Origin of the sequence: Saccharopolyspora aridisoli, from assembly GCF_004348445.1 — a bacterium.
GTDB classification, from domain to species: Bacteria; Actinomycetota; Actinomycetes; order Mycobacteriales; family Pseudonocardiaceae; genus Saccharopolyspora; species Saccharopolyspora aridisoli.
This window is the reverse complement of the sequence record NZ_SMKV01000034.1, coordinates 42,793-59,727: the sequence shown is the minus strand read 5'-3', so window position 1 is coordinate 59,727 and position 16,935 is coordinate 42,793. Positions and strand designations below refer to the sequence as shown.

The 16,935-nt window shown below is 69.5% G+C and carries 15 protein-coding genes; 9 read left to right on the top strand and 6 right to left on the bottom strand.

What is annotated here, in order from left to right:
- Positions 1 to 132: 132 nt before the first annotated feature.
- From fabG to E1161_RS21850, 4 genes are read left to right on the top strand one after another with little or no spacing between them, the layout of a single operon-like run.
- Entirely contained in the window at positions 133 to 888 is a 756-nt protein-coding gene (gene fabG, locus E1161_RS21865) for a 3-oxoacyl-ACP reductase FabG (protein WP_132626237.1), read from the top strand.
- A gap of 5 nt (positions 889 to 893) precedes the next feature.
- Positions 894 to 2,072 carry an acyl-CoA dehydrogenase family protein gene (locus E1161_RS21860; protein ID WP_132626263.1) on the top strand — a complete coding sequence of 393 codons (1,179 nt, stop codon included), beginning with the start codon at positions 894 to 896 and terminating at the stop codon, positions 2,070 to 2,072.
- A complete protein-coding gene (locus E1161_RS21855; protein ID WP_132626235.1) occupies positions 2,069 to 3,166 on the top strand; it encodes an acyl-CoA dehydrogenase family protein in 1,098 nt (365 codons plus the stop codon). Before E1161_RS21860 ends, E1161_RS21855 begins: the two co-directional genes overlap by 4 nt.
- Positions 3,163 to 3,615, top strand: a complete 453-nt coding sequence (locus tag E1161_RS21850; RefSeq protein ID WP_132626233.1) for a MaoC family dehydratase — start codon at positions 3,163 to 3,165, stop codon at positions 3,613 to 3,615. Before E1161_RS21855 ends, E1161_RS21850 begins: the two co-directional genes overlap by 4 nt.
- Before the next feature lie 67 nt (positions 3,616 to 3,682).
- Here E1161_RS21850 and E1161_RS21845 read toward each other — a convergent pair whose 3' ends face one another.
- The 5 genes from E1161_RS21845 to E1161_RS21825 form a co-directional block, all read right to left on the bottom strand.
- Positions 3,683 to 5,242 (bottom strand): AbgT family transporter, encoded by a 1,560-nt coding sequence (locus E1161_RS21845; protein WP_207920338.1) that lies wholly within the window; start codon positions 5,240 to 5,242, stop codon positions 3,683 to 3,685.
- Between the two features lie 92 nt (positions 5,243 to 5,334).
- A complete protein-coding gene (locus E1161_RS21840; RefSeq protein WP_132626229.1) occupies positions 5,335 to 5,946 on the bottom strand; it encodes a TetR/AcrR family transcriptional regulator in 612 nt (203 codons plus the stop codon).
- Between the two features lie 47 nt (positions 5,947 to 5,993).
- Positions 5,994 to 6,758 (bottom strand): SDR family oxidoreductase, encoded by a 765-nt coding sequence (locus E1161_RS21835; protein ID WP_268951414.1) that lies wholly within the window; start codon positions 6,756 to 6,758, stop codon positions 5,994 to 5,996.
- Between the two features lies 1 nt (position 6,759).
- Positions 6,760 to 7,512, bottom strand: a complete 753-nt coding sequence (locus E1161_RS21830) for an SDR family oxidoreductase (RefSeq protein ID WP_132626227.1) — start codon at positions 7,510 to 7,512, stop codon at positions 6,760 to 6,762.
- Entirely contained in the window at positions 7,509 to 9,200 is a 1,692-nt protein-coding gene (locus E1161_RS21825) for a class I adenylate-forming enzyme family protein (protein WP_235875207.1), read from the bottom strand. The genes E1161_RS21830 and E1161_RS21825 overlap by 4 nt, the downstream gene beginning before the upstream one ends.
- Positions 9,201 to 9,461: 261 nt before the next feature.
- Here E1161_RS21825 and E1161_RS21820 point away from each other — a divergent pair, with 261 nt between their 5' ends.
- Together E1161_RS21820 and E1161_RS21815 are read left to right on the top strand one after the other, a co-directional pair.
- Positions 9,462 to 10,046, top strand: coding sequence for a DNA-binding protein (locus E1161_RS21820; protein ID WP_132626226.1), 585 nt, complete (start codon positions 9,462 to 9,464; stop codon positions 10,044 to 10,046).
- Between the two features lie 35 nt (positions 10,047 to 10,081).
- Positions 10,082 to 10,738: an RES family NAD+ phosphorylase gene (locus E1161_RS21815; RefSeq protein WP_207920337.1), complete on the top strand. Its 657-nt coding sequence runs from the start codon at positions 10,082 to 10,084 to the stop codon at positions 10,736 to 10,738.
- 67 nt (positions 10,739 to 10,805) lie between these two features.
- Here the strand turns inward: E1161_RS21815 and E1161_RS21810 are convergent, their stop codons facing one another.
- Complete coding sequence (locus E1161_RS21810; protein WP_207920340.1) at positions 10,806 to 11,774, bottom strand: TerC family protein; 969 nt, start codon at positions 11,772 to 11,774, stop codon at positions 10,806 to 10,808.
- A 567-nt stretch (positions 11,775 to 12,341) separates the two neighbouring features.
- On the opposite strand from E1161_RS21810, the gene E1161_RS21805 reads away from it, so the two are divergent.
- The 3 genes from E1161_RS21805 (at position 12,342) to E1161_RS27740 (ending at position 16,649) form a co-directional block, all read left to right on the top strand.
- On the top strand, positions 12,342 to 15,074 hold the full coding sequence (locus E1161_RS21805) for an alpha/beta fold hydrolase (protein ID WP_132626255.1): 2,733 nt from the start codon (positions 12,342 to 12,344) through the stop codon (positions 15,072 to 15,074).
- Positions 15,071 to 15,997 carry an ABC transporter permease subunit gene (locus tag E1161_RS21800; RefSeq protein WP_408012012.1) on the top strand — a complete coding sequence of 309 codons (927 nt, stop codon included), beginning with the start codon at positions 15,071 to 15,073 and terminating at the stop codon, positions 15,995 to 15,997. Before E1161_RS21805 ends, E1161_RS21800 begins: the two co-directional genes overlap by 4 nt.
- Positions 15,998 to 16,220: 223 nt before the next feature.
- Positions 16,221 to 16,649 (top strand): hypothetical protein, encoded by a 429-nt coding sequence (locus tag E1161_RS27740; protein ID WP_207920336.1) that lies wholly within the window; start codon positions 16,221 to 16,223, stop codon positions 16,647 to 16,649.
- Positions 16,650 to 16,935 lie beyond the last annotated feature (286 nt).

The window sequence follows — 16,935 nt, the reverse complement described above, 5'->3', positions numbered from 1 at the left end:
CCGTTACCCCGACGAACCCCCGTCCCCACGTCCCGACCGGATTTCAGTGGAAATCGGGTACCCGACTTCAGTGGAAATCGGGAACTTCGGCGGGGCGGGGTTGGAAACGCACAGAGCAGCGAGGAGTTGTCCATGGTTGAGAGTCGTGTCGCGATCGTCACGGGTGCCGCTCGCGGGATCGGCGCCGCCACCGCGAAGAGGCTGGCTGAAGACGGGTTCGCCGTCGGCGTCATCGATCTCGACGAGGAGACCTGCGGCGAGACCGTTTCGGCGATCGAGTCCGGTGGCGGCAAGGCGCTGGCGATCGGGGCGAACGTCGCCGACGCCGAACAGGTGCAGGCCGCCGTCGACCGGGTCGCCGCCGAGCTGGGCGCACCGACCGTGCTGGTCAACAACGCCGGTGTGCTGCGCGACAACATGCTGTTCAAGATGTCCGAGGACGACTGGGACACCGTGATGAACGTGCACCTGCGCGGCTCGTTCCTGATGGCCCGGGCGGTGCAGAAGCACATGGTCGAGGCCAAGTGGGGCCGGATCGTGAACCTGTCGTCGACCTCGGCGCTGGGCAACCGCGGCCAGGCCAACTACTCCACGGCCAAGGCCGGGCTGCAGGGCCTGACCAAGACGCTGGCGATCGAGCTGGGCAAGTTCGGCATCACCGCGAACGCGATCGCTCCGGGTTTCATCGCCACCGACATGACCAAGGCGACGGCCGAGCGCGTCGGCATGTCCTTCGAGGACTTCACCACCGCCGCGATCTCGCAGATCCCGGTCGCGCGGGCGGGCAAGCCCGAGGACATCGCCAACACGGTCTCGTTCTTCGCCGACGAGCGTTCCGGCTTCGTCTCCGGCCAGGTCATCTACGTGGCCGGCGGGCCGAAGGCGTGAGCGCCGTGGACGCCACCGAGCTGCGCGGCCGGGTCCAGGAGTTCCTGGCCGCGCACGACCCGAAGAGCACCGACCGGTTGGAGTTCCTGCGCGCCCGGTTCGACGCCGGGCTGGCGTGGGTGCACTTCCCGGAGGGACTGGGCGGGCTGGGCGCGGCCCGCGAGCTGCAGGCCGACGTCGACGCCGCGTTCGCCGAGGCGGGCGCACCGGACAACGAGCCGCACATGAACGTCATCGGCCTGGGCATGGCGGCCCCGACGATCCTGCGCTTCGGCGACGACGAGCAGCGCGAGCGCTACCTCCGTCCGCTGTGGACCGGCGAGGAGATCTGGTGCCAGCTCTTCAGCGAACCGGGCGCGGGCTCGGACCTGGCGGCGCTCTCCACCAGGGCCGTGCGCGACGGTGAGGAGTGGGTCGTCGACGGGCAGAAGGTGTGGACGTCGCTGGCGCACCAGGCCCGGTGGGCGATCCTGGTGACCCGCTCCGATCCGGACCAGCCCAAGCACAAGGGCCTGACCTACTTCATCTGCGACATGACCGCCCCGGGCGTGGAAGTCCGCCCGCTGCGGCAGATCACCGGCGAGGCCGAGTTCAACGAGGTCTTCCTGACCGGTGTGCGCATCCCCGACTCGCAGCGGCTCGGCGAGGTCGGGCAGGGCTGGTCGGTGGCGCTGGGCACGCTGATGAACGAGCGCGTCGCCATCGGCGGCCGCACGCCCCCGCGGGAGAGCGGCCTGATCGGTGCTGCCGCCGATCAGTGGCGGAGCCATCCGGAGAAGCGCACGCCGGGCCTGCACGACCGCCTGCTGGAGCTGTGGGTGGAGGCCGAGGCCCTGCGGCTGGCCAGCATCCGCCTGCGGCAGCAGATGGCCGTCGGCGAGCCGGGACCGGAAGGTTCGGCGATCAAGTCGGCCTTCGCCGAGCTCAACCAGCGGCTCACCGGTTACCAGCTGGAGCTGCTGGGCGAGGAGGGCTTGGAGTACGACGACTGGACGTTCCGCCAGCCGGAGTTCACCGACTTCACCAAGCGCGGGCCGGGTTTCCGCTACCTGCGGGCCAAGGGCAACACGATCGAGGGCGGCACGACCGAGATCCTGCGCAACGTCATCGCCGAGCGGGTCCTCGGGCTGCCGCCGGAGATCCGCACCGACAAGGACAAGCCGTGGAAGGAGCTGCCGCGATGACGGACCTGCTCTACACCGAGGTCGAGGAGGACCTGCGTTCCGGCGTGCGCCGGGTGCTGCGGGACCGCTGCGATTGGACGGCCGTCCTGGCCCGCGTCGAGACCGACGAGCCCTACCACCTGGAGCTGTGGCGGTCGCTGGCGGGTGAGATGGGCCTGGCGGGATTGCTGGTGCCCGAGGAGCTCGGCGGTGCCGGTGCCACGGCCCGGGAGCTGTCGGTGGTGGCCGAGGAGATCGGCCGCGCGGTCGCTCCGGTGCCCTTCCTGGGCACCGTGCTGGCCACCGCGGCGCTGGCGGGCTGCGCGGAGAGGACCGCGCTGCCGCAGCTGGTCGACGGTTCGATGGTGGGCACCCTCGCGGTCGGCCTGACGACGGTCCCGCACGCGTCGTTCCCGCAGTCGGTGAAGGCCGAGAACTCGACGCTGACCGGCACGGTGTCGGCCGTGGTGGACCTGGAAGTGGCCGACTACGCGGTGGTTCCGGCCGTCGACACCGACGGTTCGGCGCTGTACCTGGTGGAGACCTCGGCCGCCACGCGCACGTCGGCGACGCCGCTGGACCTGACCCGCCGCTTCGGCGCGCTCGTCCTCGACGGCACCGCGGGCGAGCGCATCGCCTCGGGCGCGGAGGCCGAACGGGTCCTGCGCCACGCGCTGCTCACGGCGGCGGGGATGCTGGCGGCCGAGCAGGTCGGGCTCGCCCAGCACTGCCTGGACACCACCGTGGAGTACGCCAAGACCCGCTACCAGTTCGGCAGGCAGATCGGTTCCTTCCAGGCGATCAAGCACCGGCTGGCCGACCTGTGGACCAAGATCAGCATGGCGCGAACGGTGTCCCGCAACGCCTCGGACGCGTTGGCCGCGGGCACCGACGAGGAGCTGGCGGTGGCGATGGCGCAGGCCTCCGTCTCCGACCTGGTGGTCCACGCGGCGGAGGAGCACCTCCAGCTGCACGGCGGCATCGGCATGACCTGGGAGCACCCCGCGCACCTGTACCTCGGGCGCGCTAAGAGCACCCAGCTCACCTTCGGCATCGCCGAGGCCCACCGAGCCCGCATCGCCGAACTCGTCGACCTTCCCGGAGGAAGCGCATGAAGGTTTTCACCAGCAAGGAGGAGATCCTCGCCGCCCAGGGCGAGGAGCTGGGCACCAGCGAGTGGTTGACCATCACCCAGGAGCAGGTCAACACCTTCGCCGACGCGACCCACGACCACCAGTGGATCCACGTCGACGTCGAGAAGGCGAAGCGGGGACCGTTCGGCACGCCGATCGCGCACGGCTTCCTGACGCTGAGCCTGCTGCCGAAGCTGAACTCGGAGACCTTCCGGGTCGACAACGTCAAGATGGGCATCAACTACGGCCTCAACAAGGTCCGGTTCCCCTCCCCGGTCCCGGTTGGTGCACGGGTGCGCGCGACGACTGAGCTGATCAGCGCCACCGAGATCGACGGTGGCCTCCAGCTGGCGGTCAAGGCCACGGTGGAGATCGAGGGCGCCGAGAAGCCCGCCTGCGTCGCGGAGTTCCTCTCCCGCGTCCTGCTCTAGCAGCGATTTCCGAGTGGTGGGGGAGGTTTCCGCGGAAACCTCCCCCACACACCTCCTGAGGCCGGTCTCACGGCTGGATGTGGATGTCCATGCCTGGGCCCAGGGGGAGGTCGGCGAAGTAGAAGACCGTCATGACCAGCGCCCACAGCAGCCAGAACGGGACGACGAAGGGCACCATGCGGGCGACCAGGGTTCCGATGCCCGCGCCGGGTTCGTAGCGGCGCAGGTAACCCAAGATGATGATCATGTACGGGTTCAGCGGCGTCATGATCTGCGTCGCCGAGTCGCCGACGCGGAACGCCGCCTGGGCGAATCCGGGCTCGAACCCCAGCAGCGCGAACATCGGCACGAACACCGCCGCCATCAGCGTCCACAGGCTCGACCCGGAGATGATGAACAGGTTCAGCAGCGAGGCCAGCAGCATGAACCCGAGGAACGCCGGATACCCGTCCAGGTGCATCGACTGCAGCAGGTCCGCGCCCGAGACCGCCACCAGCGAACCGAGGTTCGTCCAGTTGAACAGCGCGATGAACTGCCCGAGCATGAACGCCAGCACCAGGAACCCGGTCAGGTCGCGCAGCGCGAGCGCCATCAGCCGCGGCACGTCGGCAGCCCGGGTGATGGAACCGGCCTTGGCACCGTAGGCGATCGCCGGGACGGCGAAGCCGAGGAAGATCAGCGTCGTCACCGAGTCCATCAGCGGCGAGTCCGGCAGGAATCCGCCGTCGGCGTTGGCCAGAGGGGAGTCCGGCCAGAACACCAGCACCAGCACCAGCGCCGTCGCGATCAGGATCGACACCCCGGCCCAGAGCAGGCCGCGGCGCTCGGCTGGTTCCAGCGCGACCTTGAGGTCGGACTCCTCACCGTCGGCGACCTCGCGTGGAACGCCGTTGCGGATCATGCGCGGTTCGATGAGCCGATCGATGAGGAGTCCGGCGAGCAGCCCGAGCAGCACCGCCGAGACTGCGTTGAAGTAGTAGTTCGACACCGGGGTGACCAGCGTGCCCGGGTTCGGCAGCGTCTCGGCGACCTCGTTGCTGATCCCGGAGAACAGCGCGTCCAAGCTCGTGACCACGATCGACGTCGAGTACCCGGCGCCGGTGGCGGCGAACCCGCCCAGCAGGCCCGCCACCGGGTGACGACCGGCGGCCTTGAACACCAGCGCCGCCAGCGGCGGAACGATGATCATCGACGAGTCGGCCATCACGCTCGCGCTGACCCCGACCAGGCCCACCGCGTACGGCAGTACCGAACGCCGGGCGTTGCCGAAGGAAGACCGGATCAGGGCGGTCAGCATGCCGGTGCGCTCGGCCAGGCCGACCGCGAGCATGATCGTGACGACCGTTTCCAGCGGCGGGAACCCGATGAAGTTCTCCGCCATCGTCGTGAGCAGGAACTCCAGGCCGTCGCCGGTGAAGGCGCCGCGGATCGGCGTCACCTCGTCGGAACCGGGGACGGTGACGGTCACGCCCAACGCCGATATCGCCGTGGACACCACCGCGACCAGCAGGAACAGCAATCCGAAGAGGATGAACGGGTCGGGGAGCTTGTTGCCGACCCGCTCGATCAGGTTGAGCACGCGGTCCAGGCGCGGTGAGCGCGCCGATTCGGTCTCGGTCAAGGTCACTCCCGTCGGCCTCGCGACATGCCGGCGTCAGCCAACCCCTCCGCACCGCCGGGCCACAAGCCCCGCGGGCGGAACGAAACACGACCGAAAAGCTACGGTCTCAGCGAGTCCAGCAGCAGGTCGGCGAAGTGTTCGCCGACCTCTTGACCGGTGAGCTTGCCGTCCTCGCGGAACCAGGTGCCGAGGTGGTGCACCGCGCCGAAGAAGAAGTCCACCACCAGGTCCGCCGACTTGTCGGTGCGGAACACACCGGTCGTCTGCCCCTCCTCGATCAGGCCGCGCACGCGCTCGTGGTAGCGGCGGCGCTCGGCGCGCACCTCGGCCTGCTTGTCGGCGTGCAGCAGGTGCATCGACCGGAAGAAGATGATCGTGTCTTCCAGGTTGGCCGTCGTGGTGGCCACGACGTCCGAAGCCGCGGCGTGCAGCCGTTCCTCCACCGGGGAATCGCTGTCGGCCGCGCTCTCCAGCCGCGCCTGCTGATCGCGCAGCACCCGGGCGTAGATCTCGTAGAGCAGGTCGTCCTTGGAACCGAAGTAGTGGTACATAGCGCCCTTGGTGACGCCCGCGGCATCGACGATCTGCTGCACCGAGGTGGCTTCGAAGCCCTGCTCGGCGAACAGCCGGGTGGCTACGGCCAGCAATCGTTGCGGAACCGGCTCGGTGCCCACCTCCGTGCCCGTGCGTGCGTTGGCCGACCGCGCCATCTCGTTCCTCCCCTTGTCGATGCCCTCGGGCAAGCCTAGTCGGGCCGCTACTCGACCTTCCGCTGCAGCTTGCGCATGCCCGCCTGCCAACGCTCCGGCTGGCCCGCCCGCAACGCGTAGTAGTCGGCGACCTCCGGGTGCGGCAAGATCAGGAATTCCTCGCCGCCCAGCTTCTCGGCCACCACCTCAGCGACGTCCTCGGCCTCGATGGCGGTGTCGCCCATCAAGATCCGCCCGGTCTCGCCGCTGGCCTCCAGCAGCTGGGTTCGCACGCCCTGCGGGCACAGCGCCTGCGCCGTGACGCCCTTGTCCGCGTAGGTGATGTTGAGGTACTCGGCGAAGGCGACCGCGGCGTGCTTGGTCACCGAGTACGGCGCGGACCCGAGCATCGTGAGCAGCCCGGCGGCCGAGGCGGTGCCCAGGAAGTGGCCCTCGCCGCGCTCCAGCCAGTGCGGCAGCACCGCGCGGGCCGCGCGCACGTGGGACATCACGTTGACCTCCCACGAGGCGGCCCAGGCGTCCTCGTCGGCCTCCGGTCCGCCGTTGCGGCCGATGCCGGCGTTGGCGCAGAACACGTCGATCCGGCCGTGCTCTCCCATCGCGGCGTCGACGAGCTCGGCCACGCCCCGCTCGCTGGCGGCATCACCGGGCACGGCGATGCCGCCGACCGCGTCCGCGACCTCGCCGACGGCGTCCGAATCGAGGTCACCGAGAACCGTTCTCGCGCCGAGCGCGGTGAACTTGCGGGCCATCGCGGCACCGATGCCGTTGCCGGCACCGGTGATGACCACGACCGAATCGGCGAACTGCACGTCACATACCGCCCTTCAGGGTCGAACCGCCGTCGAGCACGAGGATCTGACCGGTGATCCAGGACGCCTCTTCGGAGAGCAGGAACGCCGCCGCACCGGAGATGTCCGATGGGATTCCCAAGCGACCAAGCGGGTATCCGGCGGCGACCTCGGCCTCGTTGTCGGCGTAGAGCGCGGTGGCGAACTTCGTCTTGACCACGGCCGGCGCGATCGCGTTGACGCGCACCTTCGGCGCGAGCTCCACGGCCAGCTCCTGCGTCATGTGCGCCAGCATCGCCTTGGTGGCGCCGTAGAACCCGATCCCGGGCGCGGGGTTGAGACCGGCCACGGAGGACACGTTGAGCACCGATCCGCCGTGCTCGCCCATCCCGGCGCGGAAGACCCGCTGGGTCCACGACAGCGCGGCGAGCACGTTGACCTGGAAGGTCTTCTGCGCGACGCCGTGGTCGAGGTCGATCATCGGGCCGTAGGCGGGGTTGATGCCGGTGTTGTTGACCAGCAGGTCCACCCGGCCGAAGGCCTCCACGGTCTTGGCGACGGCCTCGGCCTGGTGCTCCAGGTCGTCGGCCTTGCCCGAGATGCCCAGCGCGTTGTCCTTGCCGAGGCTCTCGACGGCTTCGGCCAGCGGTTCGGGCTTGCGCGCGGTGATGGTGACCTTGGCACCCTCGGCGACCAGGCGTTCGGCGATGGCCAGCCCGATTCCGCGGCTGGCTCCGGTCACGATCGCCACTCGACCGTCGAAACGCTTGCTCACTGTTCGTTCCTCCCGTGTTGCTCGCCCGCGCGCGCCGTGTCGCGCAGTTGTCGGCGCAGGATCTTCCCGGTTGCGGTCTTCGGGAGTTCGTCGATGATCTCGACGCTCCGGGGGTACTTGTAGGCGGCCAGCTGCTGCTTGCAGTGCTCGACGAGCTCTTCGCCGGTGGCGGTGCTGCCGTGGGCCAGGCTGATGAACGCCTTGACGGTCTCGCCGCGGTAGGCGTCGGGCACGCCGACGACGGCGGCTTCCCGCACGGCCGGATGTCCGTAGAGGACGTCCTCGACCTCGCGCGGCCACACCTTGAAGCCGGAGGCGTTGATCATGTCCTTCTTCCGGTCCACGACGTAGAACCAACCATGCTCGTCCATGAACCCGACGTCGCCGGTGTGCAGCCGACCGTCCCGGATGCTCGCCGCGGTCTCCTCGGGCTTGTTCCAGTAGGCCGGAACCACCATCGGCCCCTCGACGACGATCTCACCGACCTCACCGACCGCCAGGTCGGACCCCTCTTCGTCGACCACCCGAAGCACGGTGTTGTAGGTGGGCACGCCGACCGCGAGCGTCCCGGAGGCGGCGTCGACCGGTGCTTCCTTGCCCAGCGGCACGGAGGTGGCGGTCGCGGTGGTCTCGGTGAGGCCGTAGCCGTTGCGGATGTAGAGGCCGAATCGGGCGCGGAACGCCTCGACGACCGCCGAGGGGAGCGGGGCTCCGCCGGAGTGCACCATCTTCAGCGAGGCGAAGTGCTCCGGTGAGACCTCGGGGTGGTTCATCAGCGCCATGTAGGCCGTGGACGGACCGACCATGAACGCGGGTTCGTGCTCGGCGAGCGCGTCGAGCACGACACCGGGTTCGAACCGGTAGGCCAGGTCGAGCTGCCGCCCGGCCGCCAGCGCGGCGGCGAACTGCACGACCAGGCCGGTGATGTGGAACAGGGGGGCGAGCGCGAAGATCCCGCCGGGGGTGTCCTCGTCCAGCCGCAGCGCCGTGCCCTCGGCGTTGAACACGACGTTGCCGTGGGTGTTGGTGGCTCCCTTGGGGACTCCGCTGGTACCCGAGGTGTAGACCAGCAGCGCGATGTCCGATGCGGACGACGAGACCGCGGGCGGGCGCTTCCCGGCGTAGGAGCGGGCGACGGCCAGCAGGTCGGCGCAGCCCTCGGCGGGGTTGCGCCGCGACTTGGCGAACAGCCGCTGGTCGTCGCGGGTCTGCAGGTCCAGTTCGCTGGTGGTGACCGCGATGCCGATCTCCAGCGCGGTCGCGACCGCGCCGACGACGTCGTGCCACCCCTGCTCGGAGGAGATCACGGCGGTCGGGCGGGCGTCGCCGAGGATCTTGGTCAGCTCGTGCAACCGGTACATCGGGTTGAGCGGGACGACGATGGCCCCGGCCTTCCACCCGGCGAGCACGGCGATGGCGAACTGCGGGACGTTCTGCAGGTAGACGGCGACCCGGTCGCCTCCGGCGACCCCGCGCTCGACGAGGTGGCAGGCGAGTCCGTCGCTGAGCTCGTCGAGCTCGGCGAAGGTCAACCGCCCGTCGAAGTAGGTGAGCGCGACATCGTCGGGGTGGTCCCGGACCGTGTCGGCGAGCAGGTCGAGCATCGTGGCGTGCTCGGGCTCGATCTCCGCGGGGAGATCACCGTCGAAGAGCTCCAACCACGGTCGTTCGTCGTACACGCTGCCCAACGCGCCACCTCCATTGTGAGACCGACCAGTCGGTACGGCCAGTCAACGATCCTTCGGCGCTCCCGTCAAGAGGCGATCCGCCGACATCTCGCAGTCGCCGACGCCCGCCGCCGGGCATCGGCACACGGCGCAGTGCGGGGAATCCGGCCAGAGCAGCCACACGACCACCATCCGCACCACTGGTGGCACCAGCAGTGACGTCCAGATGGGGCCGCGCACGTTCGCGCACGCACATCGTGCGCTCTGCGGTATCCTCGCCATATGTCAGCCGCGCTGGAGACCGTGTTGGCCAGGGCCGGTTTGAAGGTCACCGCCAACGAGTTCCTCACCCTCGTCGAGGACGCAGCCAGAAAGCTCACCTCGCCGCAGGTCGACCCAGCCGCGCACTTCACCGACCCGCAGCGCACCGCGCTCGCGGCCACAGGGCTGGACCTGTCGCCGCTGGGCGACACCGAGGTCGACCCGCGAGCCCGCACCGTCGCCGAGCAGACGGTGCTGCGCGACACCGCGCTGTCGGTCGGTCAGGCCGCCGAGCGGATCGGGGTCGACACCAGCCGGGTCCGCCACCGAATCGGAGAACACCGCCTGATCGGCTGGAAGGACCGCGGCGGCTGGCGCCTGCCCGCGTGGCAGTTCACCGATTCGGACGCGCTGCCGGGCCTGGACGTCGTGCTCGCGTGGATGCCGTCGGATCAACCCGCGCTCGTGCTGGCGAACTTCATGACCACGCCCCAGGAGGATCTGGAGATCCACGACAGACCGGTGAGTCCGCGAGAGTGGCTGCTGGCCGGCGGCGATCCGCACCGGGTCGCCGAACTCGCCGCCGCCATCGGCACCCCCGCCTGACCAGCCCCACCGCGACCACCACCTGGGACCACACATTGGCACGGCTACCACAGCCGCCTGCTCCTGCAGCGCTGCAGGCGATCCTCCGCCGAACAGAGGACGTGATCGCGGTGCCCTCGGGCACCAGGCTCGCGCGCGTGTTCACCTCCGCCGGCAACCACCCGCAGCATTGGAACAGCTTTCGCTACGCCGGACCGCTGCCGCACGCTCGGTTCGACCCGCACCTGCCGAATTCCCAAGGCGGGCCGACGATCACCCGCGAGCACGGCGTCCTGTACTTCTCGCTGTCGGTGCAGACCTGCATCGCGGAGGTGTACCAGGCGACGTCCACCGTGGACCGGAGCACCCGCAGCCCGCACCTGGTGCTGTTCCGTCCACGCCGGACGCTGCGGCTGCTCGACCTCACCGGGCTCTGGCCCACCAGGGCAGGCGCTTCGCAGGCGATCAGCAGCGGGCCGAAATCACGCACCCAGGCGTGGGCCCGCGCGATCCGCGCGTCCTACCCGGAGCTCGACGGCCTCTGGTACCGGTCCGCGATGGACTCCGGCAAACCCTCGGTCTGCCTCTGGGAGCCGCCCGCGGACACCGCGCTCCCGGACAGCCCGGACGTCCTGCTCCCGCTGAACCATCCCGGTCTCGACGTCCCGCTGGGACGCGTCTGCCAGGAACTCAGCTACACCCTCCTGGATTGAGGGCGCGCACGAGAAGATCCCCTCCGGACCACGCGTCCGGAGGGGATCTCTGGTCTTGCTGCGAGCGTCAGCTCCGGTTGGCCTCGGCCGTCGCCGCGTCCCGCTTGGACTTGGCCAGGCTCGCCCAGGTGGTGATCGCCAGGGTCAGCACGATGAAGCCCAGCGACATCCAGTTGTTGATCTCCGCCCACTCCGGCACCAGGTGGTACTCGTGGAAGGCGTGCAGGATCAGCTTCAGGCCGATGAAGCCGAGGATGACCGCCAGACCGACCGACAGGTAGACCAGCTTGTCCACCAGGCCGCCGAGCAGGAAGTACAGCTGCCGCAGGCCCATCAGCGCGAAGGCGTTGGCGGTGAACACCAGGAACGGGTCCTGGGTGATGCCGAAGATCGCCGGGATCGAGTCCACCGCGAACAGCAGGTCGGCACTGCCGATGGCCACGATGACCACGAACATCGGCGTCAGGTACCGCTTGCCGTCGATCTTCACCGTCGACTTGGCCTCGTGGTAGTCGTCGGTCACCGGGAACATCTTGCGGACCCAGCGGACGAGCGCGTTCTCCTTGTACTCCTCTTCCTCGTCCTTCTTGCGGACCATGCTGACCGCGGTCCAGATGAGGAAGGCGCCGAAGATGAAGAACACCCAGACGAACTGCGCGATCAGCGCAGCGCCGACGGCGATGAAGATGCCGCGCATGAGCAGCGCGAGCAGGATGCCGATCAGCAGCACCTTGTGCTGGTGGATCGACGGCACCGCGAAGCTGGACATGATCACCATGAAGATGAACAGGTTGTCCACGCTCAGCGAGTACTCGGTGATGTAACCGGTGAAGAACTCTATGGCGAAGTGCTGATCACCGAAGATCCACACACCGATGCCGAACAGGATCGCGCAGCCGACGTAGAAGGTGACCCACTTCGCCGCTTCGGCGGTGGTCACCTCGTGCGGCTTGCGGTCGACGATCACCAGGTCGAGCAGCAACAACAGGGCGAGCCCGCCGAGCGTGGCTGCCCACACCCACCAGTGCACGTGCATCGTGTCGACTGCGGGCTGCTGCGCAGGGGCCGCGCGCAACATCAGGTCGGCACCCATCGATCACCTCCGGTTCAGGGCGTACACGTCCGGGACCGGAGGTCTCTTCCACCGATCTAGGGAATCGGTCGACGGCACCGGGCTTGACCAGGCAAGTTCCGTGATGACGACACCGTCGCGAAGGAATACTCCCCTCCACCACTCGCCAAGATTGTCACTTATGCCGGGGTCCCCGCACCAGGTGGGGTGACCACTTGCAACGCAAGTCACGGCTCGAACCTAAGTGGGACCGCTGAACGGGGCAATGCGGGCAGCGCGCGATCGCCGGTCCGGGGCGTTGCGTTCACACCGGTGATCGCTAGTATCGCGTCGGCCTGATCACTCGGGCACCGCACGCGGGGATGCGGCCAGGACCACACGACAAGGGGCACGACGAGGTGTCCGATTGCGCTTTGGTCTCTGGTTCATAGCGTCTTGCCTTCCCTCCGCGTCTGGATGAAACCGGTGCCGCTCCGTTCACCTACTGTCAATGGCGTGTCCGCCTCCCCCCGTCGCCGTACCGGCCTGGCCATGCTTGCCCTGCCCTGCGTCCTCCTAGTGGTGCTGGGGGCTTTCCTGTGGTCCGGCCAGGTGCAACCGCTGCAACCGGCGGCGCAACCCCCGGCTCCCCGAGAGGCCATGGTCGACGTGCTCGACGGCCCCGGCGGCGCCGAGAGGGTTCAGATCGACGTCACGCTCCACTCCCCGGTCGACACCCCGGCTCCGGCGATCCTGCTCGCCCACGGTTTTGGCGGCAGCAAGGCCGACACCGCCGAGCAGGCGCGGGAACTCGTCGGACGCGGCTTCACGGTGCTCACCTACTCGGCGCGCGGCTTCGGCCGCAGCACCGGGCAGATCGCGCTGAACTCCCCGGACTACGAGGTAGCCGACGCCCGGCAGCTGCTGGACTGGTTGGCCCGCCAGCCGGAGGTGCTGCGCGACCGCGACGGTGATCCGCGCGTCGGTGTCACCGGCGCGTCCTACGGCGGCGCGCTGGCGCTGATGCTGGCGGGCACCGATCCGCGAGTGGACGCCATCTCGCCGGTGATGACCTACAACGACCTCGGGCAGGCGCTGCTGCCCAACAGCGCCAGCCAGGTGCGCATCGGCGGAGCCACCCCTGCAGGCGGCTCGTTCAACCCCGAGGGTGTGTTCAAGCAGGCGTGGACCGGGCTGCTGTTCTCCGCGGGAGGTGCCCCACGCCCCACCCCGGGAACGCCGCTGACCTGCGGTAACTTCATGCCCGCCGTGTGCGCGGCCTACTCCGAGGTCGCCCAGTACGGACGCGCGAGCCAGCAGACCCTGGACCTGCTGGCGAAGTCCTCCCCGAAGACCTACAACTCGCGGGTCACCCAGCCGACGCTGCTGGTGCAGGGCGAGCGCGACACCCTGTTCGGGCTCGACCAGTCCGACGCCAACGCGCGGCAGATCTCCGCCGCCGGCGGCGAGGTCAAGACCATCTGGTTCGCCGGCGGCCACGACGGCAACCCGCCCGGTCCCGAGGTGCGCGGACGGATCGCCGACTGGTTCGCCTTCCACCTGGGCGGCGTGCCACCGGTTCCCGACCCCGGCTCCGGTTTCCAGTTCGACATCGCCGGGCGGCCGCAGCGCGACGGCGACATCCCGGTGCGCACCATGACCGCGCCGTCCTACCCGGGCTTGCGGGACTCCCGGACGCCGCGCTACTCGATGCCGCTGGAAGGCCCGGTCACGCCGGTGATCAACCCGCCCGGCGGGTCCCCTGCGGCCACGAGCGCGCTGCCCGGCGCCGGACAGGTGCTCGACGCGGCGGGCAGCCTCGGCCAGTCCCTGGCCCGAGACCTGCCCGGCCAGGTGGCGGTGTTCCGCACCCAGCCGCTGGAGGAGCAGACGCTGATCTCCGGCACGCCGCGCACGCGGCTGGCGATCGCCGCGGTGCCGGGCCAATCGCAGCCGACGGACGCGGTGCTGTTCGCCAAGCTCTACGACGTCGGCCCCGACGGGAAGCGACAGCTCCTCGGCAACGCCGTGTCTCCGCTGCACATCAGCAACGTGCCGGCGGACGGCAGTCCGGTCGAGTTCGACGTGGCGCTGCCCGGGGTCGTGCACCCGATCGAGACGGGGCACCGCATCGAGCTCGCGGTCGCCACCACCGACCAGGCGTACGCGCTGCCGAGGGAACCGTCGGCGCACCTGGTGGCGCTGGCCGGCGACCGGTCGGTGTCGATTCCCTCGGTGCGCGCGGCGTCCTCCAGCGCCGGTTCGGTCCCGGTCGGCCCGCTGGTGGGCATCGGGCTGGTGTTCGTGCTGGCCCTGCTGCTGCGGGTGATCTCGGCGATCCGCCGCAAGTTCACCGACGACCCGGATGCGCGGATGGCGGAGACGCCGCTGGTGATCTCCGGGCTGACGAAGTCCTACCCGGGCAAGAAGGCCGCCGTGGACGACCTGAGCTTCCGGGTGGAGCGCGGCCAGATCGTCGGCCTGCTGGGACCCAACGGGGCTGGCAAGACCACGACGCTGCGAATGCTCTTGGGGCTGCTGCGGCCAACTCGCGGCGAGGTCCGGATCTTCGGTCACCGGCTGCAGGCGGGTGCTCCGGTGCTGTCGCGGGTGGGTGCGCTGGTGGAATCGCCCGGCTTCCTGCCGCACCTGTCCGGCCTGGACAACCTTCGGCACTACTGGGCGGCGACCGGCCGTCCGATGCTGCGCGCGCACCTGGACGAGGTCCTGCAGATCTCCGGACTGGAGAACTCCGCCAAGCGCAAGGTGCGCACCTACAGCCAAGGCATGAAGCAGCGGCTCGCGATCGCCCAAGCGATGCTCGGCCTGCCGGAGCTCCTGGTGCTCGACGAACCGACCAACGGGCTCGACCCGCCGCAGATCCACCAGATGCGCGAGATCCTGCGCCGCTACGCCGCCACCGGCCGCGCGGTGCTGGTCTCCAGCCACCTGCTCGCCGAGGTCGAGCAGACCTGCACGCACGTGATCGTCATGCAGAACGGCACGCTCGTCGCCGAAGGCAGCGTCGCCGACATCATGGCCGCCAACGGGGAGGCGACCTTCAAGGTCGACGATCCGGAGGAGGCCGCCGAGGCGTTGCGCACCATCGAAGGGCTGGGCCTGGTCGAGATCGAAGACGACCTGGTGCACGCCGACCTCGCCGGGCACAAGGCGGCGATCGCGGTGAACGTGCTGGTCGCATCGGGCGTCTCGGTTCACCAGGTGGGTCCGAGACGCCGCCTGGAGGACGCCTTCCTGCAGCTCGTCGGAGAGGAACAGCGGTGAGCGACGACGAAACCCCCACCGAGGTCGCGGTACCGGAGACGGACACCGCGCTGGTGCGCGCGCCGATGCTGGGAGTCCCGCAGGCCGACGGCGCCGCGGAGGGCTACTCGGCCAAGCGCACCCTGCCGCTGCGGGTGGAGCTGGCGCGCCAGCTGCGGCGGGCGCGCACCCGGCTGACCCTGGCGTTGCTGGTGCTGCTGCCGCTGCTGCTGCTCGCCGCGTTCGAGCACGGCGAGGACGACTCGCGCGGCGGGCGGAGCTTCGCCGACATCGCCACCGCCAGCGGGCTGAACTTCGCGGTGTTCACGTTGTTCGCCTCGACCGGGTTCCTGCTGGTCGTGGTGGTGGCGTTGTTCTTCGGCGACACCGTGGCCAGCGAGGCGTCCTGGTCGAGCCTGAAGTACCTGCTCGGCGCGCCGGTTCCGCGGATGCGGCTGCTCCGGCAGAAGGCGAAGGTCGCCGCGCTGCTGTCGGTCCTCGGCGTGGTCCTGCTGGTCGGCGTGGCGCTGGCGGTGGGCGTGCTCTGGTTCGGAACCGGTGACCTCATCAGCACCACAGGCGAAGCGCTGACCTTCCCGCGCGGGGTGCTGAGCCTGGCCGCAGCGACGCTCTACGTCGCGGTCCACCTGAGCTGGATCGCCGGCCTCGCGCTGTTCCTCAGCGTCAACACCGACGCTCCGCTGGGTGCGGTGGGTGGAGCGGTCCTGATCTCCATCCTCTCGGAGATCATCGACGAGATCTCCGCCCTCGGCGATCTCCGCAACTACCTCCCCACCCACTTCTCCACTGCCTACTCGGACCTGCTCAGCGAGGACATCGACCCCTCGTCGATGATCACGGGCTGCTTCTCGGCCCTGTCCTACGCCGCGGTCTTCACCACCCTCGCCATCTGGCGCTTCAACCGCAAGGACATCACCAGCTAACCTCCTCCACCCGCCCACGCTCCCCCGAATTGCGGCCGTGCTCAAAGCGCCGATCACCGCCGTGATCAGGTACCGGAATACGGCCGTTCCCGGGACCCGAATACGGCGGTGTTCCGGGTGCCCGGTCGAAGGGCACCGGCCCGTCGTCCACCTCGGTGTTCCGCCCCGGTCTGCACTCGACGTTGCGGGAACGGCTGACGGGGTTCACCCGCGCTGCGCCGAGGTGTGCGACCTGGAGCGCTGGCCCGGCGGGAGTCGCGAACTGCTGCTCGGAATCGCGCTGCGCACGGTGCAGAACGCCGTCACCTCACCGACGTGCGCGTTCCCGAAGCGAACCGGCTGCAGCAGGCAACAACTTCCGCTGGGCGGCATCACCGCCATGTTCGGCGTCGTGGTTCGGTGCAACGAACTCGTGGCGCAGGGTTCCCGGAGTGCCGAGCAAGCCGCGCTGGCCAAGGCCGTCACCACCACCAAGATGGGCGAGGTCGTGTCCTGGGCCCGGGAACTGCACGGCGGCAGCGGAATCGTTCTAGGACCACGAGGTCGCGATGTTCTCCGCCGACGCCGAGGCGGTCTGCTCCTGCGAAGGCTCCCGGGCGGTGAACGCGTTGATCGCCGGCGCCTTCGCGTGAGGATTTCCGCCGGAGCGTGATTGGTTCGGGGAATTGCGCTCGCAACTGCTCAGTTTCGACGAGAAGTTCCCGCGGGAGCCGCGGGAAACGGCCGCTCGCCTCGATTTCCGAGGTGGGCGGCCTCCTCCTGGGTATACGGCCGCCTCGTCCATCCCCTCTGTGGAGGCATCGTTGGGCAGAGAGGTCCAATTCAGCGGCCGAGCGCACTATCATCCCGCCGAGTGATACTTTTGATCATTAGTGGAGCACCAGTAGTCCCCGGTGACGCCCCCGACGTTTCGGCACCGCGGTGCCCGTCACCGAAAC